Origin of the sequence: Amycolatopsis sp. NBC_00348, assembly GCF_036114655.1 — a bacterium.
Taxonomy (GTDB): domain Bacteria; phylum Actinomycetota; class Actinomycetes; order Mycobacteriales; family Pseudonocardiaceae; genus Amycolatopsis.
The window spans coordinates 3396542-3418991 of the sequence record NZ_CP107994.1 but is presented as its reverse complement, the minus strand read 5'-3'; the positions used below and the strand labels follow the sequence as shown (position 1 = coordinate 3418991).

The 22450-nt window shown below is 72.5% G+C and carries 19 protein-coding genes; 4 read left to right on the top strand and 15 right to left on the bottom strand.

Features of this window, described 5'->3' with window-relative positions:
• Positions 1 to 25: 25 nt before the first annotated feature.
• Positions 26 to 1825: a S9 family peptidase gene (locus OHS58_RS14390; protein ID WP_328648559.1), complete on the top strand. Its 1800-nt coding sequence runs from the start codon at positions 26 to 28 to the stop codon at positions 1823 to 1825.
• On the opposite strand, the gene hpaD is transcribed toward OHS58_RS14390, so the two are convergent.
• From hpaD to OHS58_RS14360, 6 genes are all read right to left on the bottom strand, one after another.
• Positions 1803 to 2846, bottom strand: coding sequence for a 3,4-dihydroxyphenylacetate 2,3-dioxygenase (gene hpaD, locus OHS58_RS14385; protein ID WP_328648558.1), 1044 nt, complete (start codon positions 2844 to 2846; stop codon positions 1803 to 1805). The two genes, OHS58_RS14390 and hpaD, sit on opposite strands and share 23 nt — an antisense overlap.
• Positions 2843 to 4351 (bottom strand): 5-carboxymethyl-2-hydroxymuconate semialdehyde dehydrogenase, encoded by a 1509-nt coding sequence (gene hpaE / locus OHS58_RS14380; protein ID WP_328648557.1) that lies wholly within the window; start codon positions 4349 to 4351, stop codon positions 2843 to 2845. The genes hpaD and hpaE overlap by 4 nt, the downstream gene beginning before the upstream one ends.
• Positions 4348 to 5295 carry a 4-hydroxy-tetrahydrodipicolinate synthase gene (dapA, locus tag OHS58_RS14375; protein ID WP_328648556.1) on the bottom strand — a complete coding sequence of 316 codons (948 nt, stop codon included), beginning with the start codon at positions 5293 to 5295 and terminating at the stop codon, positions 4348 to 4350. The genes hpaE and dapA overlap by 4 nt, the downstream gene beginning before the upstream one ends.
• A 16-nt stretch (positions 5296 to 5311) precedes the next feature.
• Positions 5312 to 5989 (bottom strand): GntR family transcriptional regulator, encoded by a 678-nt coding sequence (locus tag OHS58_RS14370; protein ID WP_328648555.1) that lies wholly within the window; start codon positions 5987 to 5989, stop codon positions 5312 to 5314.
• Complete coding sequence (locus OHS58_RS14365) at positions 5971 to 7389, bottom strand: fumarylacetoacetate hydrolase family protein (RefSeq protein ID WP_328648554.1); 1419 nt, start codon at positions 7387 to 7389, stop codon at positions 5971 to 5973. Before OHS58_RS14365 ends, OHS58_RS14370 begins: the two co-directional genes overlap by 19 nt.
• A 90-nt stretch (positions 7390 to 7479) precedes the next feature.
• On the bottom strand, positions 7480 to 8916 hold the full coding sequence (locus OHS58_RS14360; protein ID WP_328648553.1) for an aldehyde dehydrogenase family protein: 1437 nt from the start codon (positions 8914 to 8916) through the stop codon (positions 7480 to 7482).
• A gap of 135 nt (positions 8917 to 9051) precedes the next feature.
• Here OHS58_RS14360 and OHS58_RS14355 point away from each other — a divergent pair, with 135 nt between their 5' ends.
• Positions 9052 to 10461 carry a GMC family oxidoreductase gene (locus tag OHS58_RS14355; RefSeq protein WP_328648552.1) on the top strand — a complete coding sequence of 470 codons (1410 nt, stop codon included), beginning with the start codon at positions 9052 to 9054 and terminating at the stop codon, positions 10459 to 10461.
• On the opposite strand, the gene OHS58_RS14350 is transcribed toward OHS58_RS14355, so the two are convergent.
• Genes OHS58_RS14350 through OHS58_RS14340 form a run of 3 tightly spaced genes read right to left on the bottom strand, consistent with a single transcriptional unit; the run spans position 10445 to position 13354 of the window.
• Positions 10445 to 11296: an alpha/beta hydrolase gene (locus OHS58_RS14350; protein ID WP_328648551.1), complete on the bottom strand. Its 852-nt coding sequence runs from the start codon at positions 11294 to 11296 to the stop codon at positions 10445 to 10447. The genes OHS58_RS14355 and OHS58_RS14350 overlap by 17 nt on opposite strands.
• On the bottom strand, positions 11293 to 12243 hold the full coding sequence (locus tag OHS58_RS14345; RefSeq protein ID WP_326953498.1) for an aldo/keto reductase: 951 nt from the start codon (positions 12241 to 12243) through the stop codon (positions 11293 to 11295). The genes OHS58_RS14350 and OHS58_RS14345 overlap by 4 nt, the downstream gene beginning before the upstream one ends.
• 10 nt (positions 12244 to 12253) lie before the next feature.
• Complete coding sequence (locus OHS58_RS14340) at positions 12254 to 13354, bottom strand: zinc-binding dehydrogenase (RefSeq protein ID WP_328649808.1); 1101 nt, start codon at positions 13352 to 13354, stop codon at positions 12254 to 12256.
• Positions 13355 to 13377: 23 nt separating this feature from the next.
• Here OHS58_RS14340 and OHS58_RS14335 point away from each other — a divergent pair, with 23 nt between their 5' ends.
• Complete coding sequence (locus tag OHS58_RS14335; protein ID WP_328648550.1) at positions 13378 to 14703, top strand: amidohydrolase; 1326 nt, start codon at positions 13378 to 13380, stop codon at positions 14701 to 14703.
• Here the strand turns inward: OHS58_RS14335 and OHS58_RS14330 are convergent, their stop codons facing one another.
• Complete coding sequence (locus OHS58_RS14330; protein WP_326949383.1) at positions 14704 to 15426, bottom strand: SDR family NAD(P)-dependent oxidoreductase; 723 nt, start codon at positions 15424 to 15426, stop codon at positions 14704 to 14706.
• Between the two features lie 46 nt (positions 15427 to 15472).
• Here OHS58_RS14330 and OHS58_RS14325 point away from each other — a divergent pair, with 46 nt between their 5' ends.
• On the top strand, positions 15473 to 16387 hold the full coding sequence (locus OHS58_RS14325; protein ID WP_328648549.1) for an aldo/keto reductase: 915 nt from the start codon (positions 15473 to 15475) through the stop codon (positions 16385 to 16387).
• A 55-nt stretch (positions 16388 to 16442) separates the two neighbouring features.
• Here OHS58_RS14325 and OHS58_RS14320 read toward each other — a convergent pair whose 3' ends face one another.
• From OHS58_RS14320 to OHS58_RS14300, 5 genes are read right to left on the bottom strand one after another with little or no spacing between them, the layout of a single operon-like run.
• The gene (locus OHS58_RS14320) at positions 16443 to 17165 is read right to left on the bottom strand and encodes an alpha/beta fold hydrolase (protein ID WP_442875534.1); all 723 of its coding nucleotides are present in this window, start codon (positions 17163 to 17165) and stop codon (positions 16443 to 16445) included.
• Positions 17166 to 17177: 12 nt separating this feature from the next.
• Positions 17178 to 18095, bottom strand: a complete 918-nt coding sequence (locus OHS58_RS14315; RefSeq protein ID WP_328648548.1) for an ABC transporter permease — start codon at positions 18093 to 18095, stop codon at positions 17178 to 17180.
• On the bottom strand, positions 18092 to 19036 hold the full coding sequence (locus OHS58_RS14310; RefSeq protein ID WP_328648547.1) for an ABC transporter permease: 945 nt from the start codon (positions 19034 to 19036) through the stop codon (positions 18092 to 18094). The genes OHS58_RS14315 and OHS58_RS14310 overlap by 4 nt, the downstream gene beginning before the upstream one ends.
• The gene (locus OHS58_RS14305; RefSeq protein WP_328648546.1) at positions 19033 to 20616 is read right to left on the bottom strand and encodes an ABC transporter substrate-binding protein; all 1584 of its coding nucleotides are present in this window, start codon (positions 20614 to 20616) and stop codon (positions 19033 to 19035) included. Before OHS58_RS14305 ends, OHS58_RS14310 begins: the two co-directional genes overlap by 4 nt.
• Complete coding sequence (locus OHS58_RS14300; RefSeq protein WP_328648545.1) at positions 20613 to 22376, bottom strand: ABC transporter ATP-binding protein; 1764 nt, start codon at positions 22374 to 22376, stop codon at positions 20613 to 20615. The genes OHS58_RS14305 and OHS58_RS14300 overlap by 4 nt, the downstream gene beginning before the upstream one ends.
• Between the last annotated feature and the right edge of the window lie 74 nt (positions 22377 to 22450).

Sequence of the window (22450 nt, the reverse complement as noted above, 5' to 3'; positions counted from 1 at the left end):
CGCGGATGGCTGCCAGACTGCGTTCATGGGGAACTTGAGCGCCGAAGCCGTCGTCGACCGGATCGTGCCCAGGGAGCCGCGGGTTTCCCCCGACGGCCGCTGGGTCGTGTACCTGACGACGACCCGGGGCCGGACGGCCGGTGACCTGTGGCTCGTCCCCGCCGGCGGCGGTGTGCCACCGCGCCGGCTGGCCGGCACGGCCGAGGCACCCCGGTGGGCCCCGGACTCCGGCTCGGTGTTCTACCTGGCCGCCGAGCGGCTCCACCGGGTCCCGCTCAGCGGGAACGCCGAACGCCTCACGGACCGGGCCGTCACCGCCTGCGTCCCGCTGCCCGGCGACCTCGTGGCCCTCGTCGGGCCCGGCGATGAGCCCGCGAAAGACCCGTACCTGCGCGTGCCGAGCCCGCCCGACCGGCTGTGGCTGCTCGACCTGGCCACCGGCGACGTCCGGCCGCACGGCGACCTCGGTGACCGGCACGTCGTCGAGGTCGCGGCCCACCCCGGCGGCGGCCCGCTCGCCGTGCTGACCTGGCCGGTCGCCGACCCCGATCCCGGCATGCTCGAACCGCGGCTCCACGTAGTCGGCGGCCGCGACCTGCCCGCCCCGGCCGTCGAGGCGTCCGCGCTCACCTGGTGGGGCGACCGCCTCCTCTACCGCGGCGTGACCCGGCCCGGGCTCGTCGGCGGCTACGCGATCTTCGACGCCGAGGACGACGCCGATCTCACCGAGGGGATGGACGTCTGCCCGGTGGAACTCGTCCAGGTCGACGACGGCCCGCCGCTCGCCCTGTTCGCCGAAGGTCTCGACAGCACGATCCGGCGGCTCGACCCGGCCACACGCAGGTTCACCGAGCTCACCCACGCGCCGGGCTCCCTCGAGTTCCTGAGCCACGGCGGTGGTGTCGTCGCCGTGGTCGCGAGCACCGCGACCGAGCCCGACGACGTCCACACCGGACCTCCGGGCGGCCCGCTGACCCGGCTCACCGACTGCAGCCCGGAGCTGCGTACCAGGACCTGGGGCCCGCAGGAGCGCCTGGCTTACCGCGCCGCCGACGGCCTGGAGCTGGACGGCCTGCTCGTCCTCCCGCCCGGCACCACCCGCCAGGACGGCCCGTTCCCGCTGGTCACGCTCGCGCACGGCGGCCCGTACGACCGCTGGGCCGACCGGTTCATCGTCGGTTGGCACCGGCAGGCGCGGTGGCTGGCCGACGACGGGTTCGCCGTCTTCCTGCCCAACCCGCGCGGCAGCCAGGGCCACGGCCACGCGTTCGCCGTTTCCGTCGCCGGTGAAGTCGGCGGCGCGGAGTGGACGGACATCCTCACCGGCATCGACCTGCTGATCGACGCCGGTGTCGCCGATCCGGACCGGCTCGGCATCGGCGGCGGGAGCCACGGCGGGTTCCTCGCCGCCTGGGCGGCCGCGCGCAGCGACCGCTTCGCCGCGGCCTTCGTCAACGCGGGCATCAGCGACTGGGGCATGCTGGCCGCCTCCGGCGAGCAGGGCGCCCCCTTCGAGGCGGCGTACGGCGGGAGCATCGGCTGGGAGGGCCCGGGCCCGCACCGGCACGACCGGAACAGCCCGATCTCCTACGCCGCCGACATCCGGACGCCGATCCTGCTGCTGCACGGCGCGGACGACACGAACGTCCCGCTCTCGCAGGCCGAGTTCCTCCACCGCGCGCTGCGCCACTTCGGCGTCGAGCACGAGTTCGCCGTCTACCCCGGGGAGAACCACTCGCTGCGCGGCCGCGAGCACCAGCTCGATTTCCTGCACCGCACCCGCGAGTGGTTCACCCGGTGGCTCAAACCTGTTCGCCCAGCTTGAATTCCGTGTCCTTCGACGTGTACGAGAAGCCGTCGGCGCCGATGGTGACGTCGGCTTCGCGCGCCTCGGCCCGGGCGACCAGCGGCTGGGGCTTCCCGTCCAGGTCCAGGACCGCGGACGCGTCGGCGTACCAGCTCGGCACCACCGGGTTGCCCCACCAGTCGCGGCGCTGGTTGTCGTGCACGTCCCAGGTGATCACCGGGTTGTCCGGGTCACCGGTGTAGTAGTCGTGCGTGTAGATCTCGATCCGGTGCCCGTCGGGGTCGCGGACGTAGAGGTAGAACGCGTTCGACACGCCGTGGCGGCCCGGGCCGCGTTCGATCATGCCGGACTGGCGCAGCGCGCCGAGGTGGTCGCAGAGGTGCAGGATCTGCGTCCGCTCGTGGCTCGCGAACGCGATGTGGTGCAGCCGCGGCCCGTCGCCGCCGGTGAGGGCGACGTCGTGCACCGTCGGCTTGCGGAACATCCACGCCGCGTACACCGTGCCCTCGTCGTCCTGGATGTCCTCCGACACGCGGAAACCCAGGCCCTCGTAGTACTTCCGGGCCGCCGGGACGTCCGGGGTGTCGAGGTTGAAGTGGTCCAGCCGCGCCAGCGCGCCGGCGCCGTGGACGTCGTAGCGCTGGGTGAACCGCTCGACGTGCTCGGCCTCGCAGAAGAACTCCACCGGGAACCCGAGCGGATCTTCGACGCGGACGGCCTCGCCGATGCCGCGGGTCGCGCCCGCCGCCCGGCGCTCGACCCGGCAGCCGAGGGCGCGGTAGTACGCCTCGGCGAGGTCGAGGTCGGCCGCGCTCCGGACGCGGTAGCCGAGCACGGCCAGCGCGGGCGTCGCACCCTTCCGCAGCACCAGCGAATGGTGCAGGTACTCCTCGAACGCCCGCAGGTACAGCGCTTCGTCGTCCTCGTACGACACGACGAGCCCGAGCACGCCGACGTAGAAGTCGCGTGACGCGGCCAGATCGGTGACGACGAGTTCGGCGTACGCGCAGCGCAGGACGTCCGGCGGGGTGGCGGTCATGACTGTCCTTTCCGGACGCTGCCGAAGCGGGCCGTGTGCACCGGCCCGAGCGAGACGTGGATCGCCTGCTGGTGGGTGTAGAAATCGAGTGAGCGGTAGCCGCCCTCCTGGCCGAGGCCGGACGCCTTGACCCCGCCGAACGGCGTGCGCAGGTCGCGGACGTTGTGCGAGTTCAGCCAGACCATCCCGGCCTCGACCGACTGCGCGAAGGTGTGCGCGCGCTCCAGGTTCGACGTCCAGAGGTAGGCGGCCAGCCCATACTTGACGTCGTTGGCCAGCGCCAGGGCCTCCGCCTCGGTGTCGAACGGCGTCAGCGCGACGACCGGGCCGAAGATCTCCTCCTGGAAGATCCGGGCGTCCGGCGCGACGTCGGCGAACACCGTCGGCGCGACGTAGTTGCCACTGTCCACGCCGGACGGACGGCCGCCGCCGGCGAGCAGGCGCCCCTCGGACTTGCCGAGTTCGACGTAGCTCATGACCTTGGCGTAGTGCTCGGGGTGCACCAGCGCGCCGACCTCGGTGGCCGGGTCGTGCGGGTCGCCGACGACGATGTTGCGCGCCCGCTCGGCGTAGCGTTCGCAGAACTCGTCATAGATCGGGCGCTCGATCAGGATCCGGCTGCCCGCGGTGCAGCGTTCGCCGTTGAGCGAGAACACGCCGAACAACGTCGAGTCGAGCGCGGCATCGACGTCCGCGTCGGCGAAGACGATAGCCGGGGACTTGCCGCCCAGCTCCATCGACATGCCCTTGAGCCCGGTCGCGCAGTTGCGGAAGATCGTCTGACCCGTCGTGGACTCGCCGGTGAACGAGATCAGCGGGACGTCCGGGTGCTTGACGAGCGCGTCACCCGCTTCCTCGCCGAAGCCGTTGACCAGGTTGAACACGCCGTCGGGCAGGCCCGCGTCGGCGAAGATCGCCGCCCACAAGCTCGCCGACAGCGGCGTGAACTCGGCGGGCTTCAGCACCACCGTGCAGCCGGACGCCAGTGCGGGCGCGAGCTTCCAGCTCTCCAGCATGAACGGTGTGTTCCACGGCGTGATCAGCCCGGCGACGCCGACCGGCTTGCGGTGCACGTAGTTCACCTGCCGCCCGGGCACCTGGTAGGTGTCGTCGGCCTGCGCGACGACGAGGTCGGCGAAGAACCGGAAGTTCTCGGCCGCGCGCTGCGCCTGGCCCAGGGCCTGGGTGATCGGCAGGCCGGTGTCGAACGTCTCCAGCTCGGCCAGCCGGGCGTCTTGGGCCTCGACGGCGTCGGCGATCTTGTTCAGCACCCGGGCCCGCGCGCGCGGCGCCAGCCGTGGCCAAGGGCCGTCGGTGAACGCCGTGCGCGCCGCGGCGACCGCCCGGTCGACGTCCTCGGCCTGGCCCGCGGCGGCGGTGACGTACGGCGTGTTCGACACCGGGTCGAGCACGTCGAAGGTCTTGCCCGAGACGCTGTCGACGAGCTGCCCGCCGATGTAGTGCTTCAGCTCGCCCGGCAGTCCTTCCGGGACGTGGTGACTCATGACTTTCCTTCCACGGTGAAGCCTTCGGCCGGCGAGAGGTACTTCGCGCCTTCGGCCAGGAAGTCCTTGATCCGGGCGACGCCGGCTTCGGACGGCGGGAGCAGCGGCGGCCGGACGTGGCCGGACCCGATCAGCCCGCGGTGTTCGAGGACCCACTTGCCGGGCGCCGGGTTGGTCTCGACGAACAGCAGGTCGACCAGCGGGTGCAGGCCGTAGTGGATCTCCCGCGCGCGTTCGAGGTCGCCGGCCTGCCAGGCCTCGTACATCTCGGCGCAGGCGGCGGGGGCGATGTTCGCCGTCGCACTGACGAACCCGGCGCCACCGAGGGCCAGCAACGGCAGGCAGAGCAGCTCGATCCCGGACCACACGATCAGCTCCCGCCCGCACAGGTGCAGCACGCGCGAGAAGTGCTCGAAGTCCTTGGTCGTCTCCTTGATGCCGACGAAGTTGTCGCACGAGCGGAACAGCCGTGCGACGGTCTCCGGCGCGAGGTCCACGGCGGTGCGGCTGGGCACGTTGTAGGCGACGATCGGCAGGTCGGGGAACTCGTCGGCGACCGTGCGGTACCAGAAGAACAGGGCGTCCTGGGTCGGGCGCGCGTAGTACGGCGTGATGACGAGCGCCGCGTCGATCCCGGCGTCGCGCCCGGCGGCCGTCAGCTCCAGGGTCTCGTCCAGCTTCGCGGAGCCGGTGCCCGCGGCGATCGGGACGCGGTCGCCGACGGCCGCGGCGACCGTGCGGATCGCCTCGGCGCGTTCGGCGACCGTCTGGGACCCGGGCTCGCCGGTGGAGCCGCCGATCGAGATGCCGTGGGTGCCGGACGCGAGCTGCCAGCGCACGAGGTTGGTGAGGCCGTCGTGGTCCACCGCGCCTTCCGCGGTGAACGGCGTCATCAGCGGCGCGATCGACCCGCGGATGGCCTGGGGGTCGGAGCGGAATCGCATGGGTTTCCCTTCTGCGTCAGGGGTGGCGGTGGGCTTGAAAGGCCAGGAACGTGTTCAGGGTGGCCAGCCGGTGGTCACGCGCGGCCCGCTCGACGTCGGCCGCGGGGGCGCCGGCGTCGAGCAGGCCGAGGATGGCTTCGTGCTCGGCCACCGACTCGTGGGCGCGGCCGGGTACGAAGCTGAACGTCGAGGTCCGCAGGCCGCTGAGCCGGTTCCAGCCGCGCTCGACCAGGTCGAGCACCTGCGGGTTGGGACAGGCGCCGAACAGCACCGCGTGGAAGTCCCGGTTGAGCGCGGTGAACCGCGCGGGTTCGAAGTGCCCGAGGCAGTCGGCGAGCTGGGCGTTCAGCTCGCGGGCCTCGTCGAGCGCGCCCGCCGGCAGCAGCGGCGCGGCCAGGGCGGCCGCGTAGCCCTCCACCAGCGCGAGGGTCTGCATGGTGTGCTGGTACTCGCGCTCGTCGACCATCGCGACCTGCGCGCCGACGTTCCGTTCGAACGTGACGAGTCCTTCGGCTTCCAGCAGCCGGATCGCTTCGCGGACGGGCACCACGCTGACGCCGAGCTCCTGCGCGAGCTGGCCGAGGACCAGCCGGTAGCCGGGGGAGAAGGTGCCGTCGCCGATGCGGGCCTTGATCCACTCGTAGGCGATGCGCGACTTGCTCAGCGCGGCGCCGGTCACCGTTGCGCGAGCCATGCGGCGTACCTCCCGCGCCAGTGCTCGTCCAGCGGGTAGAGGCCTTCGACGCGCTCGCCCGCGGCGACCTGCTCGGCGATGAACGTCTCCTGCCGCTCCTGCTCGATCGCCGCGTCGACGACCTCCTCGACCAGGTGCGGCGGGATGACGAGCACGCCGTCGCCGTCACCGGCGATGACGTCGCCGGGGCAGACGGCCGCGCCACCGCAGGCGATCGCGACGTCGGCGTCCCACGGCACGTGCCGCCGGCCGAGCACCGCCGGGTGCGGCCCGGCGTGGTAGGTGGGAATGTCCAAAGCGGACACCGCGGCCAGGTCGCGGACGCCGCCGTCGGTGACGATCCCGGCCGCGCCGGTGACCTGGGCGCGCAGCGCCAGGATGTCGCCGACGGTCCCGGTGCCGCGTTCGCCGCGGGCTTCCATGACCAGGACGTCACCCGGGCCGAGGGCGTCGATCGCGCGTTTCTGCGCGTTGTAACCGCCACCGTGTGCGCGGAACAGGTCTTCGCGGTAGGGCAGGTAACGCAGGGTCCGCGCGCGGCCGGTCAGCCGGGCGCCGGGCCGGGTCGAGGTGAGGCCCTCGATGAAGACGTCGTGGTACCCGCGCTTGCGGAGCTGGACGGAAAGCGTCGCGGTGCCGACGGATTCGATCCGCGCCCGCAGTTCCGGCGTCAAGGTGAACTCCGGCTCGGCCGTCCCGTGGGCGTCCGCGCGCTGCTGCTCGTCGACGCGGGGGAGCGCGCCGAACGGTCCGAACGGGACGGTGCCGGTCGCGATCGGCGTGACCAGGCGGCCGGTGGTGTGTCCTCCGGCGCTGACCTCGACCTCGACGACGTCACCCGGGCCGGCCACCGAGGCGCCCGCCGGGGTGCCGGTGAGCACGACGTCGCCGGGTTCGAGGGTGATCAGCTGCGAGAGGTCGGCGACCAGCCGGCCGAAGCCGAACAGCAGATCGGCGGTGGTGTCGTCCTGGACGAGGTCGCCGTTGAGCCAGGTCCGCAGCCGCAGCGCGGCCGGGTCGACGTCCGCGGCAGGCAGGACGGCCGGGCCGAGCGGGGTGAAGCCGTCGCCGCCCTTCGAGCGCAGGTTGCTGCCCTTGTCGGCGTAGCGGAGGTCGTAGACGCCGAAGTCGTTGGCCGCGGTGACGCCGCCGACGTAGGACCAGCCGTCTTCGGGGGAGACGCGGCGGGCGAGCCGGCCGATGACCAGCGCGATCTCGCCTTCGAAGCCGAGCAGCTCGGTGCCGGCCGGGCGCTCGAGGACGTCCCCGCTCGCCGCGACCGACGTCGGCGGCTTGAGGAAGTACGACGGCTGCTCGGGGACCCGGCCGCGTTGCGCGGCGCGGGAGCGGTAGTTCAGGTGCAGCGCGATGATCTTGCCGGGCCGCGCGATGCTGGTCATCCGTGGTTCCTGCCTGCCGGTTCGGGCGAAGATATCCCAAATAATATACGATCTGACGTCCGGGGAAACCCCCGTTCAGCAGCCCGCTTTTCAGTAGCCGTAGTGCAGCCAGACCGACTTGGTCTCGGTGTAGACGTCGAGGGCCCACGGGCCCATCTCGCGGCCCCAGCCGGACGCCTTGTAGCCACCCCACGGCGCGGCCATGTCCGGGATCGGGGGCATGTTGACGAACACCGCGCCGGCCCGGATCCCGTCGGCGTAGCGCTGGGCGGTGCGGATGTCGCGGGTCCAGATGGTCGCGGCCAGGCCGTACTCGGTGTCGTTGGCGCGGCCGAGCACGTCGTCGCCGTCGTCGTAGGCGGTGACGGCCAGGACCGGGCCGAAGATCTCCTCGCGCATGACCGCCATCTCGTCGGTGACGCCGGCGAACAGCGTCGGCCGGTAGAAGTAGCCGTCGCCGTCGACCGGGCTGCCGCCGGTCACCAGGTCGGCGCCTTGTTCGCGGCCGGTGGTGACCAGGAAGTCGACGTGCTCGCGGTGCTTGTCCGACACCAGCGGCCCGAGCTGGGTGCTTTCGTCGGTGCCGGGGCCGAGCCGCAGGCCTTCGAGGCCGCGGGCGAGCTTGTCGACGAACTCCTGCTCGCGTTTGCGGTCGACGTAGAAGCGGGTGTAGGCCGCGCAGACCTGGCCGGTGTTGAGCGTGGCCCCGGCGAGGTTGCCCGCGACGGCGGCGTCGATGTCGGCGTCGGCCGCGATGATGCTCGGCGCCTTGCCGCCGAGCTCCAGGGTGAGCCGTTTGAGGTTGGACGCCGCGCTCGCCGCGGTGATCAGCTTCCCGACGGCCGTCGAGCCGGTGTAGGAGAGGTGGTCGACGCCGTGGTGCTCGCTGAGCATCGCGCCGACCGCGCCGTCCCCGGTGACGAGGTTGACGACGCCCGGTGGGATCCCGGCTTCGTGGGCCAGCTCGACCAGGCGGATGCTGGTCAGGGGTGTGACCTCGCTCGGCTTGATCACCACGGTGTTGCCGGTGGCGAGCGCCGGCGCGAGCTTCCAGGCGAGGATCATCAGCGGGAAGTTCCACGGCGTGATCAGCGCGTTCACCCCGACCGGCTCACGGCGGGTGTAGTGCAGCGTGTCCGGGAACGAGACCGGGTTCGTGGTGCCCTGCAGCTTCGTCACCCAGCCCGCGAAGTACCGGAAGTGCTCGGCCGCGCCGGTGGCGCTCACCTGCCGGGACACCCCGATCGGCTGACCCTGGTCGCGGGTCTCCAGCTGGGCCAGTTCCTCGTGGTGCGCGTCGATCAGGTCGGCGAGCCGGAACAGCAGCGCGGCCCGCTGCACCGGGAGCAGCCCGGCCCACGCCGGCGCGGTCAGCGCGCGCCGGGCGGCCGCGACGGCGGCGTCGACGTCGGCCCGCGACGCGGTGCCGACCTCATCGAGCACGCGGCCGGTGGCCGGGTCGAGCGTGGGAAGGGCACCGCCGCCGGCCTCGGTCCACTGGCCGTCGATGCACAGGCGTGTCGCCATCCCGGGTTCCTCCTTCGTGGGGTGGACCGAGTATCGGGCGCGAGGCGGCCGGGGGTCTTGTCCGCTCACGCATGCCGGTTGACTGACGGCGAAGGGATCCGCGCCGGCGGCCGGGACGCGCGTCAGGCTGGGCCCATGGACGTGATCGTGGTGGGCGCGGGTTCGGCCGGGTGCGTGGTGGCCCGGCGGCTGGTCGACGCGGGTGCGGCGGTGACGCTGCTGGAGGCGGGCGGCCCGGACGTCAACCCCGCCGTCCACGACCCGGCGCGGGCCGGGGAGCTGTGGCACGGCCCGGAGGACTGGGACCACTACACGGTTCCGCAGCCGCACGCGGCGAACCGGCGGCTGCACCTGCCGCGGGGCAAGGTGCTCGGCGGTTCGCACGCGCTCAACGCGATGATCTGGGTCCGCGGCGCGCCCGCCGACTACGACGGCTGGGGTGTGCCGGGCTGGACCTGGGACGACGTCCGCCCGGTGTTCGAGCGCGTCGAGAAGGACCTTCTCGCGATCGCGCCGAACGAGCCGCTGCACCCGATCCAGCAGTCCATTGTGGACGCGGCGGTCTCGGTCGGCTTGCCGTTCAACCCGGACTACAACGGTGCCACGCAGGACGGCGTCTCGGTCGAGCGGATCACGGCTCGCGACGGCCGCCGTGTCACCACTTGGCGCGCCTACGCTTCGCCGGTGGCTTCCCGGATGACCGTCCACACGGGAGCACTGGTGCACCGGGTCGTGTTCAAGGGCTCGCGCGCCACCGGGGTGGTCGTCTCGATCGGTGGTGCGCTGCGGGAGCTGTCCGCCGATCTGGTCGTGCTGGCGGCGGGCGCGCTGGCGTCGCCGGCCATCCTGCTGCGCAGCGGCGTCGGCCCGGCGGACGAACTGAACGTTGACGTCGTCGCCGATCTGCCCGTCGGGCGCAACCTGCAAGATCACCTGCTCGCACCGGTGATCTTCGCGACGGATCGTCCTGTCGAGCCGCCAGTGGCGGGCCGGTCGGTCACGCAGGTCCACTGGTTCTGGCGCAGCCGTCCGGGCCTGGCCGTGCCGGACACCCAGCCGATCTGCTTCAGCGTGCCGATGTACGAGCCGTGGATGACCGGGCCGCCGACCGGGTTCTCGCTGATGGCGGGCATGGTGACGCCGGAAAGCCGCGGCAGCGTCCGGCTGTCACCGGACGGCGGGTTGCTGATCGACCTGGGCGCGCTGTCCGCGCCGGCGGACTTCGAGAGCCTGGTGGCGTCGGCGGAGCAGTGTCTCGCGGTCGGCCGAGCCCCGGCCCTGGCCGCCGGGTGGGGCGCGCGGCAGCTGTACCCGGCGCCGGGTGCCGACGTCGGGGAGTACGTCCGCCGGACGGCGATCACGTACCACCACCAGGTCGGCACCTGCGGCATAGGGACCGTGGTGAGCCCGGACCTGAAGGTGCACGGGCTGGAGAGGCTGCGGGTGGCGGACGCGTCGGTGCTGCCCCGGGTGCCGACGGGCAACACCAACGCGCCCGCGGTGCTGGTGGGGGAGCAGGCGGCGCGGTTCATCCTCGGCCCGTAGCGCCCAGCAGCCGCCGCAGCCACGACGACCGCGCCGTGAGGGCCGCGCGGGTCACCTCCGCGTCCGGGGCGAAGCGGTCGAAGCCGTGGTGGGCGCCGGCCCAGACGTGCAGTTCCGTCGGGACCCCGGCCCGGGCCAGCCGCTGGGCGTACGCGACGTCTTCGTCGCGGAAGATCTCCGCCCCGCCCACTTCGACGAACGCCGGGGGCAGGCCGCCCAGGTCCGTCATCCGGGCCGGCGCCGCGTAGGGCGACGTCTGCCCGGCCAGCAGGCTTCGCCAGCCGAAGTCGTTGGCCTCGCGGGTCCACACCGCGTCCGGGACGTCCACCGCCGTGCGGTCGTCGAGCATCGGGCACAGCAGCAGCTGCCCCGTCAGCGCCGGACCGCCGCGGTCGCGGGCCAGCAACGCGCACCCGGCGGCGAGCCCGCCGCCCGCGCTGCCACCCGCCACGACCAGGCGGTCGAGGCCCACCTCCGCGGCGAACCACACGAGGCCCGCGTAGCAGTCGTCGAGGGGCGCGGGGTGCGGGTGTTCCGGCGCCAGCCGGTACTCGACGGTCGCGGCCACGAACCCGAACTCCTCGATCAGCGCGACCAGCCGGGGCAGGTCGGCGAACCGGTCGTCCATGACCATGCCACCGCCGTGGATGCTGAACAGCGCGGCCTTCGGTTCGCGCGGCCGCAGCACGGTGACGACGACGCCGGTGCCGGGCACGACGTGGTCCGACCAGGTGATGTCCCGGTCGCCGACCGCCTCGGCGCAGGTCGGGTTGCGCATCGCCTCCCGGATCGCGGGCAGCGTCGACGCGGACAGCGGCAGCTGCGGGCCGGTCACGGCCCCTCCGGGTCGACGGCGTCGCGGTCGGCCCAGAACGGCTCCACGAGCGCCCGCAGCTCGGTGGCACCCACCCGCTCCAGGAGGCCGACCGCGGCCAGGTTGTCCTCCAGTTGCCGGACGCTGGTGGCGCCGAACAACGTCGTCGTGGTGGCCGGGTGGGTGAGGGTGAAGGCGAGGCACAGCTGGGCGGCCGTCGCACCGAGGCTTCCGGCGACCTTCCGGATGCCCTCGGCGGAGTCGGCGATGCGCTGCCGGACGTCACCCGGGTCGCGCCCGACCTGGCGGCCGCCCTTGCCGAGCAGCACGCCACCCTCGAAGACGTCCGACGCCTGGAGCGTGACGCCGAGGTCGTCGAACACCGCGGCGAACGGCGCACCGTCCGGAATGGACCGTCGCGCGACGCTGTACTTCAGCTGGGCGATGGCCGGCCCGGGCACGCCGTCGGCGAGCGCGAAGTCGTGCACCGCGCGGATCGTCGAAGCCGACCAGTTGTTGACACCCCACTGCCGGATCAGCCCGGCCTCGTGCAGCTCGGCCAGATCGCGGACGAGCGCGTGCAGGTCCGTGTCATCGCGGCGCAGGTCCCCGAGGATCACGAGGTCGGCGTGCTCGACGCCGGCGCGGAAGAACGCGTTCTCCAGCTGCTCCCGCAGGCTGTGCCCGGGATAACCCTCGAGCCACAGTTTCGAGGACAGCAGGTAGTCGTCGCGGCGCAGGCCCGCGGCGCGGACCATCGCGGAGAACAGCACGTCGGTGAACACCGGGTCGCTGCCGGGAAAGCCGTAGACGCCGACGTCGAACAGGGTGATCCCGGCGTCGACGGCGGTGCGCAGCAGCGTCACCGCCTCGCGGAAGTCCATCCGGTCGTAGGTGTGCCACGAGCCGAGCGACAGGACGCCGGTGTGCGGGCCGTCGCGGCCGATGCGGCGCTGGGGAATGCTCACGAAAACCCTCCTAGGGCAGTCGGGGGTCGATGACGGCTTTGAGCTCGCCGAGCCGGGACATCGACTCGACGGCGTCGGACGCGCCGGACAACCCGACGGGCGGGCTGAACAGCTCGTCCCACGGCATCCGCCCGGCGAAGGCGCGGAAGAACCCGACCGAGCGGTGGTAGTCGGCGATGTCGCCGTTGAGCGAGCCCACGATGGTCAGTTCCTTGCCCATCACCGTGCCCAGCGGCACGGGGGCGGGCGCCGGACCGGTCGACCCGACGATCGCGACCGTGCCGCGTTGCGCGGCGAAGGCGACCGCCTCCTCGCCGATCGTCGGGCCGCCGGCGAAGTCGAAGACGTGGTCCGCGCCGCGGCCGCCGGTCAGTTCCTTGACCCGCTCGATGCGTTCTTCGGCCGAGGTGTCGACGGGGATCGTCGCCGTGGCGCCGAAGCGCACTGCCGTCTCCAGGCGGCTCGCCGGGCCGCCGACGGTGAGCACCGTGCCCGCGCCGCACAGCCGCGCGACCGCCGTGGCGAACACGCCGAGCGCGCCGGCGCCTTGGACGACGACTGTCGCGTTGGGACGGATCCCGCCGGAGCGGGCGACGGCCCGCAGCACGGTCTTGCCCGCGCAGCCCGACATCGACGCCCAGGTGTCCGCGACGTCGTCGGGCAGCAGGAGCTTCGCCGCGCCGGGCGTGACGTAACAGTGCCGCGCGAGCCCGCCGGTCGCGTACGGGAACCGGTCGGACCGCTGGAGGAAGCCGTAACCACGGGACTCGCAGGCGACGGGCTCGCGCAGGATCGTGCAGCCGAAGCACTTCCCGCAGACCGACTCCGACCAGCCGATCCGGTCGCCCGGCTTGATCTCCCGGCCGAGCGTGTCGGTGGTGCCGGCTCCGGTGGCGACGACCTCGCCGACCATCTCGTGCCCGAGCACCATCGGGAGCATGCCGGGGAAGCTCATCTGCCCGGCCCACAGGTGGACGTCGGTGCCGCACAACGTGGTGCAGGTGAGCCGGACCAGCGCGGCGCCGGGTTCCGGTTCCGGCAGGGGGAGTTCGCGCAGTTCGAGGGGCGCGTGGTGGCCGGTGAGGACCGCGGCCTCGGTGCGGGTGGGCAGTGCCATCTTTTTAGTCTACAGTCGTGGAAGAAAAAGTCCAGATCCGGGAGGAAACCATGACGAGCCAACGGATCCACCCGGCGGAGCTGGTCGTGCGCGGCGGCACCGTGCACACCTTCGACCGGCTCGGCACGGTGGCGGACGGCCTCGCTGTCCACGGCGGCCGGATCGTCGCGGCCGGTGCCGACCTGACCGCCTGCATCGGACCGGACACCGAGGTCGTCGACCTCGCCGGGCGCACGGTGCTGCCCGGGATCAACGACGCCCACCTGCACGCGACCTGGCTGGGCGCCCGCTGGCCGCACCCGCTGCTCGGCCCGCCGCACGACGAGGCGCCGGTGACGACCTCGGCGGAGCGGCGGGCGGCGATCCTGCGCGCGGGCGACCTCTGCGCGTCGCTGGGCATCACCAGCTACACCGAACCCGGTCTCGGCCCCGGCGAAACCGGCTGCTTCTCGGCGGCGGTCCTCGACGAATACGCCGCTCTGCAGCGGGAAGGGTTGCTGCGGGCACGGGTCACCGTCCTGCGTCTGTTCGGGCTCTTGGACGGCGTCAGTTCGCTGCCGAACTTTAAGCGCGGTCTCGAAACGCCCGTGCCGCGGGCGGATCCGGAGTGGCTGGCCGTCACCGGCGTCAAGATCTTCGCCGACGGCATCCCGCCGATGGGCACGGCCTGGACACACCACTGCTACGCCGACGGCGGCCACGGCGCCCTGCTCGTCGACGGCCCGGACGACGACGCCCGCGTAGGCAACCTGGGCGCGATGATCAGTGCGGCGCACGATGCCGGCCTGGTTGTCGGCGTGCACGCAACGGGGGAGCGCAGCATCGAGACCGCGCTCACGCACCTGCGCCGCGGTGACCACCTCGTGCACGGCGACCTCGTCACGCCGGCGCAGCTGCGCCGGATGGCGGCCCGGGGTGTCGGCCTGACCACCCAGCCCGCCATCGCCACGGCCATGCGTCCGATGGTCGCGGCCGCGCTGGGGGCCGACGTCGCCGCGAACGCGTGGCCGCTGCGGGAGATCCTCGCGTCCGGCGTCCCGCTGACCCTGAGCAGCGACGCGCCGGTCGTCACCCCGGACTGGCGGGTGCACCTCGCCGCGGCCGGCGACCTGCTGGGGGCGCGTGGGGTGACGCCGGACCTGACGGCACGGTTGCTGCGCTGTTACACCACCGAAGCCGCGGTGCAGGACGGGTCCGCGAGCTGGAAGGGGACCCTCGCGCCCGGGATGGCCGCGGACTTCTGCGTCCTGGCGGCGGACCCCCTCGACGTCGCCCTGGCCGACCTGCCGGCGGTCGCGGTCGAGCTGACCGTGACCGCCGGCCGGATCGTCCACAAGGGATAGTCAGGTGAGCAGCTGGCCGCCGTCGACCGCCAGGCTCACCCCGGTGATGTGCCCGGCGGCGGGCGAGGCCAGGAACACCACCGCCGGCACGACGTCCTCGACGGAGGCGATGCGGCCCAGCGGGATCCGCGACTCCCAGGCCGCGCGGGCCGCGGTGTCGGCGGCGAACCCGGCGGTCATCGGCGTGAGCACCGGGCCGGGCGCGACGGCGTTGACCCGGATCCCGTGCGGTGCCAGTTCGAGGGCCGCGGACCGGGTCAGCGCGTCGACCGCGGCCTTGGTGGCCTCGTAGTGGCCCAGCCCGGGGGTCGGCTGGCGGGCGCCGATGGACGAGACGTTCACGATCGCGCCCCGCGTGCCCGCTTCGGTCATGTGCGCGCCGACCGCGCGTGTCATCAGGAAGGTGCCGCGGAAGTTGACGCGCACGCAACGGTCGAACACCTCGACGTCGAGTGCGGTCACCGGGCCGCCGCCACCCGCCAGCCCGGCGTTGTTGACCAGCACGTCGATCGGCCCGAACTGCCGCGTCACCAGCGAAACCGCCGCGTCGACGGACGCCGGGTCGGAGATGTCGAGCTCGACGTGGTCCCGGCCGGTGTCGTGGGCCGCGCGGGCGTCGACGTCGGCGACGATCACGCGGTCGCCCGCGGCGAGGAAGCCTTCGGTGACGCCCCGGCCGATCCCGCTCGCGCCGCCGGTCACCACCACGATTCGCTGTTTCATTCTACAATCGTAGACTAAAGATAGGTTGCCGGAGAAGGGAAACAGCATGATCGGCAGATCGGCCTTCGGGCTCGGCTCGTGGAACACCTGGGACCGGATGGACTTCGGCGACGCCGTCGCGCTGCTGCGGACGGCCGTCGACGCCGGCGTGACGTTGTTCGACGTCGCGCACTACGACATGGGCCCGCACGCCGAGGGTTCGGACACCGACGTGATCTTCGGGAAAGCCGTGCGGGAAGCGGGGATCGCCCGCGAGGACTACGTGCTGTGCGGGAAGCTCTGGCTGTGGGACCACCCGCGGACGGGGTTCGCGCGGCAGCTGGAGACGTCGCTCGGCCGGATCGGCACGGATCACGCGGACCTGGTCGTCGTGGGCGACTACCTCGACCGCCCGGACGTCCCGCGGCTCGTCACCGAGGTCGCCGAGCAGGTGCGGGCCGGGCGGATCGGCGGCTGGGGCGTCAACAACTGGCGGGCCGACGACCTGGATGCGGCCCTGGCCTTCGCGGACCGCGAAGGCCTGCCGGCGCCGGAGTTCGCCCAGCTGAAGTACTCGATCGCCCGCCGGTCCATGGCCGAAGGTCCGCACTACGGCAAGCACTGGGGCCGGCTCGCGCTGCAGGCGTCGGACGTCTTCGAAGGCGGCGTCCTGCTGGGCAACCACGCGCCCACCCGGAAGATCGGCGCGGACGTCGGCGGCATCCGGGCGTCCATTGTGGACGCTTCTGCCGAGCTGGCCACGATCGCCGCGGAGTTCGGCGCGACCCGGGCGCAGCTGGCCGTGGCGTTCTGCCTGGCCTACGAGCCGGTGGCGAACGTCCTGTTCGGCGCGAGCCGCGCGGAGCAGCTGACGGACAACCTCGGCGCCCTGGACCTGGCCCGCACCCACGGCACCGAGATCCGCGCGGCGGTCAACCACCTCCAAGCCGACCGAGGAGTAAGCCCCGACGGATCCTGGTGAGGCTTGTCGTGAGTGGTAATGAGGGTTCTAACCCGCATTACCACTCACGACCGGGTCAGGGCGTGTCGAGGAAGGTGAGCACCGCGGTCTTGAAGGCGGCGCCGCGCAGGGCGCCGCCGTGGTCGCCGGGCACCAGGAGCAGGTCGCTGCCCGGTACCAGCGGGACCAGGGTCTCGATGCCCTGGCTGATCGGGTCGTCCCGGCCCGCGACGAACCGCGTCGGCACGCCGATCGTGCCCACCTGGGGCGCGAACGGCTCCCGGCGCAGGCCCTCGACGCACCGGAGCAGGGCCGCGGGGTCGCGGCCCGGCGCGGTGATCATCCGGGCGATCGCCGCGGTCAGCGGGTCGGCCGGCAGCCGCCCGCCGTCGGCGAAGGCTCGCGCGGCCTCGACGTCGACCGAGCCGAACGGCTCGTGCGGGCTGATCCCGGCCAGCACCAGCCGCCGGACGGGCAGCAGCGCGGGCAGCTCCCAGGCCAGCCGCGCCCCCAGCGAGTAGCCGACGACGTCCACTTCGGACACGTCGCCGACCGCGAGGACGAGCTCCTCGGTGACGGCCTTCGGGGTGGCGTCGGCGAGTGCCGGACTCGAGCCGTGACCCGGCAGGTCCGGCACGACGACCGGGCGGCCCGCGGCCGTGAGGGCCGCGGGCCAGCCGGTGCCGATCCAGTCGGTCGGGCCGTCGGAGGCGAACCCGTGCAGGAGCAGCACCGGCGGACCGGCGGGCGCGCCGTCGGGGGCGAACCGGCGCACGGCCAGGGAAGTCGGGACGGTCAAGGAGATCCTCTCTCACGAACGGGCGGGACGGCGGACGCGCAGGCGCTGCAGCTCGCCGAGGGTGCGGGCGCGGGGGTCGACGGCGATCCGCAGCGCGGAGCCGATCAGGTTGAGCAGGAGCACGCAGAGCACGATCGTCACGCCCGGCACGAGCATCAGCCACGGCGCGACGACCAGGTACGAGCGGCCTTCGGCGATCATGTTCCCCCAGGTCGGCGTGGGCGGGGCGATGCCGAGGCCGAGGAAGCTCAGCGCGCCGTCAACCAGCATCGCGGCCGCGGCCAGGATGACGACCTGGACGAGCGCGAGCGGCAGCACGTTGGGGAACACGTGCACCAGCAGGATCTTGCCGCGGCTCATCCCGGACACCCGCGCGGCGCCGATGTACTGGCGCCCGGCGACGCCGAGCACGCGGCTGCGGATGACCCGGGCGGTGAACGGCGTGAAGATCACCGTCAGCGCGATCAGCTCGGTCCAGATGCTGGCGCCGAGCGCGATGGCCAGCGCCATGGCGAGGATGATCGCCGGGAAGGACATCCACGCGTCCATCAGCCGCATCAGCACCGCGCCCGCGGTCCGGTAGAAGCCGCTGACCAGGCCGATGACCATGCCGGAGAACGCCGCGCACAGCGTGATCAGCGCGGACAGCCCGAGTGACGCCCGCCCGCCGGACACCAGCCGCGCGAGGACGTCGCGGCCGTAGGAGTCCGTGCCGAGCAGATGCCCCGGCGACGGCGGCAGCAGCCGGTGCACCGGGTCGGTGGCGCTGACGCTCGGCAGGAAGACCGGCAGCACCACCACCGCCAGGACGATGAGCCCGAGCAGCACCGAGCAGACGACCAGCGTCCGGTTGCGGCGGAACACCCGGGCCACGCGCCGCGGCGGGGGAGTGGCCACCGCGGGCGCCTGGTCCACGAGGGCGAGGCTCATGCGACACGCACCTTCGGGTCGAGCAGCGCGTACGACAGGTCCACCAGCAGGTTGACCACGACGAACAGCACCGCGACGAACAACGTCACGCCCTGGATCAGCGGGAAGTCGCGGGTGGACACCGCGCCCATGAGCAGGTGGCCGAGCCCGGGCACGACGAAGATCGACTCGATGATCACGATCCCGCCGACCAGCATGGCGAAGTTGCTGCCCAGCTGGGTGATCAGCGGCATCAGCGCGTTCGGCAGCACGTGCTTCAGCAGCACCCGGCGTTCGGGCAGGCCCTTGACGCGCGCGGTGCGCAGGTAGGCCAGCGGCAGCTCGCCGAGCACGCTTTCGCGCAGGGTCAGCACGAACAACGCCGTCTGGCCGATGACGAGCACCGCCAGCGGCAGCACCAGCGCCGGCACCGCGCCGGCCGGGTCGGTCAGCAGGTCGTGGTAGCCGCTGGAGGGGAACCAGCGCAGCGTCACCGAGAACACCAGCACCAGGACCAGCGAGATCCAGAAGTCCGGCAGCGCCATGCCGAGCGACGAGAGCCGGTCGAGCGCGCGGGCCACCGGGTTGCGCGGCGACACCGCCTGCCACGCCGTGATCGCCACGGACAGGACGAAGCTGATGACCGTCGACAGCACGGCGAGCGTCAACGTCGGGACGATGTGGCCGGCGACCACGTCCAGCACCGGCTGGTGGTAGGTGATCGACGTCCCGAAGTCGCCGCGCAGCACGTGACCGGCCCAGGTCAGGTACTGCTGCCAGAGCGAGCCGTCGAGGCCCATGCTCGCCCGCAGCGCGGCGACGTCGGCCGGCCGCGCGGTCGGGCCCAGGATGGCCTGGGCCGGGTCGCCGGGGATGAGCCGGATGACGAAGAACATCATCGTGCCGACGATGACCAGGATGATCGCCAGGTCGCGCAGCCGGCGCAGCAGGACTCCGGTCATGCCGCCGCCAGCCAGGAGTTCCAGAAGATCCGGTAGAAGTCGCCGTAGCCCTTCAACCGCGGCGTGTAGGCCGCGTACAGCTTGGACTGGCTCAGCGTGATCACCGACAGCTGCTTCCACGTGTACGCCTGCAGCTTGTCGATCACGGCCTTGGCCTGCTCCGGCGTCGTGGCCGCGTTGAACTCGGTCAGCAACCCGTCCATCTCCGGCGACGACGACCCGTTGAGCGTGCCCAGGGTGAGCGCGGGCATCTGGGCGGGCGAGGACAGCGACGAGTCGAAGAACAACGTCGTGATGTCCCAGCCACCCGGGTCCTTGGTCAGCGTGCCGAGCATGGTGGCGAAGTCGTAGGTGTCGATCTTGGCGGTGAGCCCGATCTTCGACAGCTCGTCCTGGATGAGCACGGCCCACTTGCCGAACTCGGGGTAGGAGTTCGTGGTGACGATGTGGACGGTCGACCCGGCGGGGACGCCGGCCTCGGCGAGCAGCTGCCGCGCCTTCTCCGGGTCGTGCTGCCGGTAGACGTCGTCGCCGGCGGCCGAGTAGGACGCCTTGTTGTCCGGCGAGGCGAACGCGCCGGTCTCGATCGTGAGGTCCTTGCTGCCGCCGGTCGCCGCGTTGATCGCGGGCTTGTCGAGCAGCAGGTTCAGCGCCTGGCGCGCTCGCGGGTCGGCGAACTTCGAACCCGGGTTGAAGTTGGGGATGATGACGTTCTCGTTGCCGCCCGGCAGGTTGTGCACGACCAGGTTCGGGTTGGCCTTGAGCGTCTCGTACTGGTCGTTGGCCGGCATCGCGTGGTCCCACTGGCCGGTCTGCAGGCCGCTGATCAGCGCGTCCTGGTCGCCGACGATCTTGTAGGTGATCGTGTCGAGGTAGGCGTGCTTCGCGCCGGCCTGGCCGCCCCAGTTCTCCTCGGTGCGCGACTTGTAGCCGTCGTAGCGTTCCAGGACCAGCTGCTGGCCGATGTCCCAGCTCTTCAGCTTGTACGGCCCGGTGCCGATCGCCTTGTCCTGCCCGAACCCGGTCGCGGGCAGCCCGGTGAGGTTCTTCGCCTCGTAGATCTCGGTGCCCGCGCCGGCCAGCTCGTCGACGAGCGGGTAGCGCGGCCGCTTGAGGTGGATGCTCACGGTCGCCGCGTCCGGCGCGGTGATCGTGTCGATGTCCGGGGTGACGAGCTGGCCGGTCCGGTGGCTCTTCTGCCAGCGCTGCAGGCTCACGACGACGTCGTTGCCCGTGAGCGGGTTGCCGTCCTGGAAGGTGACGCCCTGGCGCAGCTTGAACGTGTAGGTGAGCCGGTCCGGGCTGGTCGTGAACGTGTCGACCAGCATCGGCCGCGCGACGAAGCCCTGGTCCACCTCGAACAGCTTCTCGTACATCATGTTGCCGATCTGGGCGGTCACCTGGCCGGGGTTGGCCACCATGTCCAGGGACTGCGGGTCGGTCGGGACGGCGACGGTCAGGTTGCCGCCGCGGACCGGTGGGCCGTCCGCCGCGGCACCACCGGTGGCGGTGGCGCCCATGCAGCCGGCGAGGAGCGCGCCCGCGGCGGCGAGGGCGGCGAGCAAAGGAGTTCGTTTCATGGGCGCGTCGATCCTGTGTGGGGGAGGGCGGGCAGGTCGGGGTTCGCGGCGAGGAGCCGCCGCGTGTAGTCGTGGCGCGGGGTGAGGCGGACGGCGTCGGGGTCGCCGACCTCGATGAGCTCGCCCCGGTACATCACGCCGACGCGGTCGGCGACCGACAGCACGAGGCTGAGGTTGTGGGTGATGAACAGCAGGCTGAGCGTGCGGGTGCGGCGCAGGTCGAGCAGCAGGTTCAGCACCTGGCCCTGCACCGAGACGTCGAGGGCCGACGTCGGCTCGTCGGCGACGATCAGCTCCGGCTCGGCGGCGATCGCGCGGGCGATCGACACCCGCTGCCGCTGCCCGCCGGACAGCTGCGACGGGAGCTTGCCCGCGGTGTCGCGGGGGAGGCCGACCTCGTCGATCAGGTCGGCGACGCGGCGGTCCAGCTCGGCGCCCCGCAGCCCGGTCAGCTCCTTCAGCGGCTCGGCGATGATCCGCGCGGCGGTGTGGCGCGGGTCGAGGGAGCTCTGCGGGTCCTGGAAGATCAGCTGGACGCGGCGGCGGAACGCGCGCTCACCGCCGTCGAGCCCGGACGCGGTGACGGTGTGCGGGCCGAAGGTGATCGTGCCCGACTCCGGCGGCTCCAAGGCCGTCACCAGGCGGCCGAGGGTGGTCTTGCCGGAGCCGGACTCGCCGACCAGCCCGAAGAACTCGCCCGGCGGGATGTCGAGTGAGACGTCCCGGACCGCGCGCACCTCGCTGCTCGCGCGGCCGAACCGTCCTTTTCGGCCGTACACTTTGGACACTCCGGCGATGCTGAGCGTGGCGCCTTCGTGGTCCTTCCGTGGCGACGGCTTCAGCGTCCGGGTTTCGACGGCTTCGGTCGTTTCGCCCGCCATGGCGGCGGCGAGCCGGGTGGCGGAGATGGTCGGGAAGCCGTCGCGCCGGCTGACGCCCAGCTGCGGCACGCAGCTCAGCAGCGCCCGGGTGTAGGGGTGCCGCGGGCGCGTCAGGACGTCGTCGCGCGAGCCCGTTTCGACCAGGCGGCCGCGGTACATCACCGCGATCCGGTCGGCCACCTGTGCGGCGACGCCCATGTCGTGGGTGATGAACACGCACGCCGTCCCGTGGTCGCGGCGCACGCGGTCGAACAGCGTCAGGATCTCCGCCTGCGTGGTGACGTCGAGCGCGGTGGTCGGCTCGTCGGCGATGAGCAGGTCCGGATCGGCCATCAGCGCCAGCGCGATCATCACCCGCTGCTGCATGCCGCCGGACATCTGGTGCGGGTAGAGCCGCAGGACCCGGTCGGTGTCGGTGAGGCCGACCTCGGTGAGCAGCTGGCGGGCCTTGGCCTCGGCCGTCCTGTGCAGCGGGCTGCCGCGCCGGGCCGCCTGGCCCGGCAGGGAACCGGGCTCGCGGTAGGCCTCGACCAGCTGCCCGCCCACCCGGCGGCCCGGGTTCAGCGAGTCCAGGGCTTCCTGGAAGATCATGCCGATCCGCGGGCCGCGGTAGGCGCGCATGGCGTCGGACGGCAGCTTCGTCACGTCCACGCCGTCGATCGCGATCTCGCCGCGCGTGCGGACCGGGGCGACGAACTCGAGCAGGCGGATGATCGACAGCGCGGTGACCGTCTTGCCGCTGCCGCTCTCGCCGACCACGCACAGTGTCCGTCCCTCGTCGAGATCGAAGGACAGCTCCCGCACGAGTTCGCGGTCGGCGTCTTCGGCGTCCTTGGTGACGACGCCGACGGTGAGGTCCCGGATTTCGAGCAGCGTCATGGGTTCCCCTTCCTCGCGCCCGCCGCGACGGGCGGGCCGGACTGCCGGTACCGGCAGGGGTAGTTCTACGCATG

Excerpts from the sequence above, each read along its gene's own strand:
- OHS58_RS14360 (WP_328648553.1), bottom strand. The coding sequence starts at position 8,916 with ATGGCGACACGCCTGTGCATCGACGGCCAGTGGACCGAGGCCGGCGGC.
- hpaD (WP_328648558.1), bottom strand. The coding sequence starts at position 2,846 with ATGACCGCCACCCCGCCGGACGTCCTGCGCTGCGCGTACGCCGAACTC.
- OHS58_RS14370 (WP_328648555.1), bottom strand. The coding sequence starts at position 5,989 with ATGGCTCGCGCAACGGTGACCGGCGCCGCGCTGAGCAAGTCGCGCATC.
- dapA (WP_328648556.1), bottom strand. The coding sequence starts at position 5,295 with ATGCGATTCCGCTCCGACCCCCAGGCCATCCGCGGGTCGATCGCGCCG.
- OHS58_RS14325 (WP_328648549.1), top strand. The coding sequence starts at position 15,473 with ATGATCGGCAGATCGGCCTTCGGGCTCGGCTCGTGGAACACCTGGGAC.
- OHS58_RS14300 (WP_328648545.1), bottom strand. The coding sequence starts at position 22,376 with ATGACGCTGCTCGAAATCCGGGACCTCACCGTCGGCGTCGTCACCAAG.
- OHS58_RS14310 (WP_328648547.1), bottom strand. The coding sequence starts at position 19,036 with ATGACCGGAGTCCTGCTGCGCCGGCTGCGCGACCTGGCGATCATCCTG.
- hpaE (WP_328648557.1), bottom strand. The coding sequence starts at position 4,351 with ATGAGTCACCACGTCCCGGAAGGACTGCCGGGCGAGCTGAAGCACTAC.
- OHS58_RS14305 (WP_328648546.1), bottom strand. The coding sequence starts at position 20,616 with ATGAAACGAACTCCTTTGCTCGCCGCCCTCGCCGCCGCGGGCGCGCTC.
- OHS58_RS14390 (WP_328648559.1), top strand. The coding sequence starts at position 26 with ATGGGGAACTTGAGCGCCGAAGCCGTCGTCGACCGGATCGTGCCCAGG.
- OHS58_RS14365 (WP_328648554.1), bottom strand. The coding sequence starts at position 7,389 with ATGACCAGCATCGCGCGGCCCGGCAAGATCATCGCGCTGCACCTGAAC.
- OHS58_RS14355 (WP_328648552.1), top strand. The coding sequence starts at position 9,052 with ATGGACGTGATCGTGGTGGGCGCGGGTTCGGCCGGGTGCGTGGTGGCC.
- OHS58_RS14315 (WP_328648548.1), bottom strand. The coding sequence starts at position 18,095 with ATGAGCCTCGCCCTCGTGGACCAGGCGCCCGCGGTGGCCACTCCCCCG.
- OHS58_RS14330 (WP_326949383.1), bottom strand. The coding sequence starts at position 15,426 with ATGAAACAGCGAATCGTGGTGGTGACCGGCGGCGCGAGCGGGATCGGC.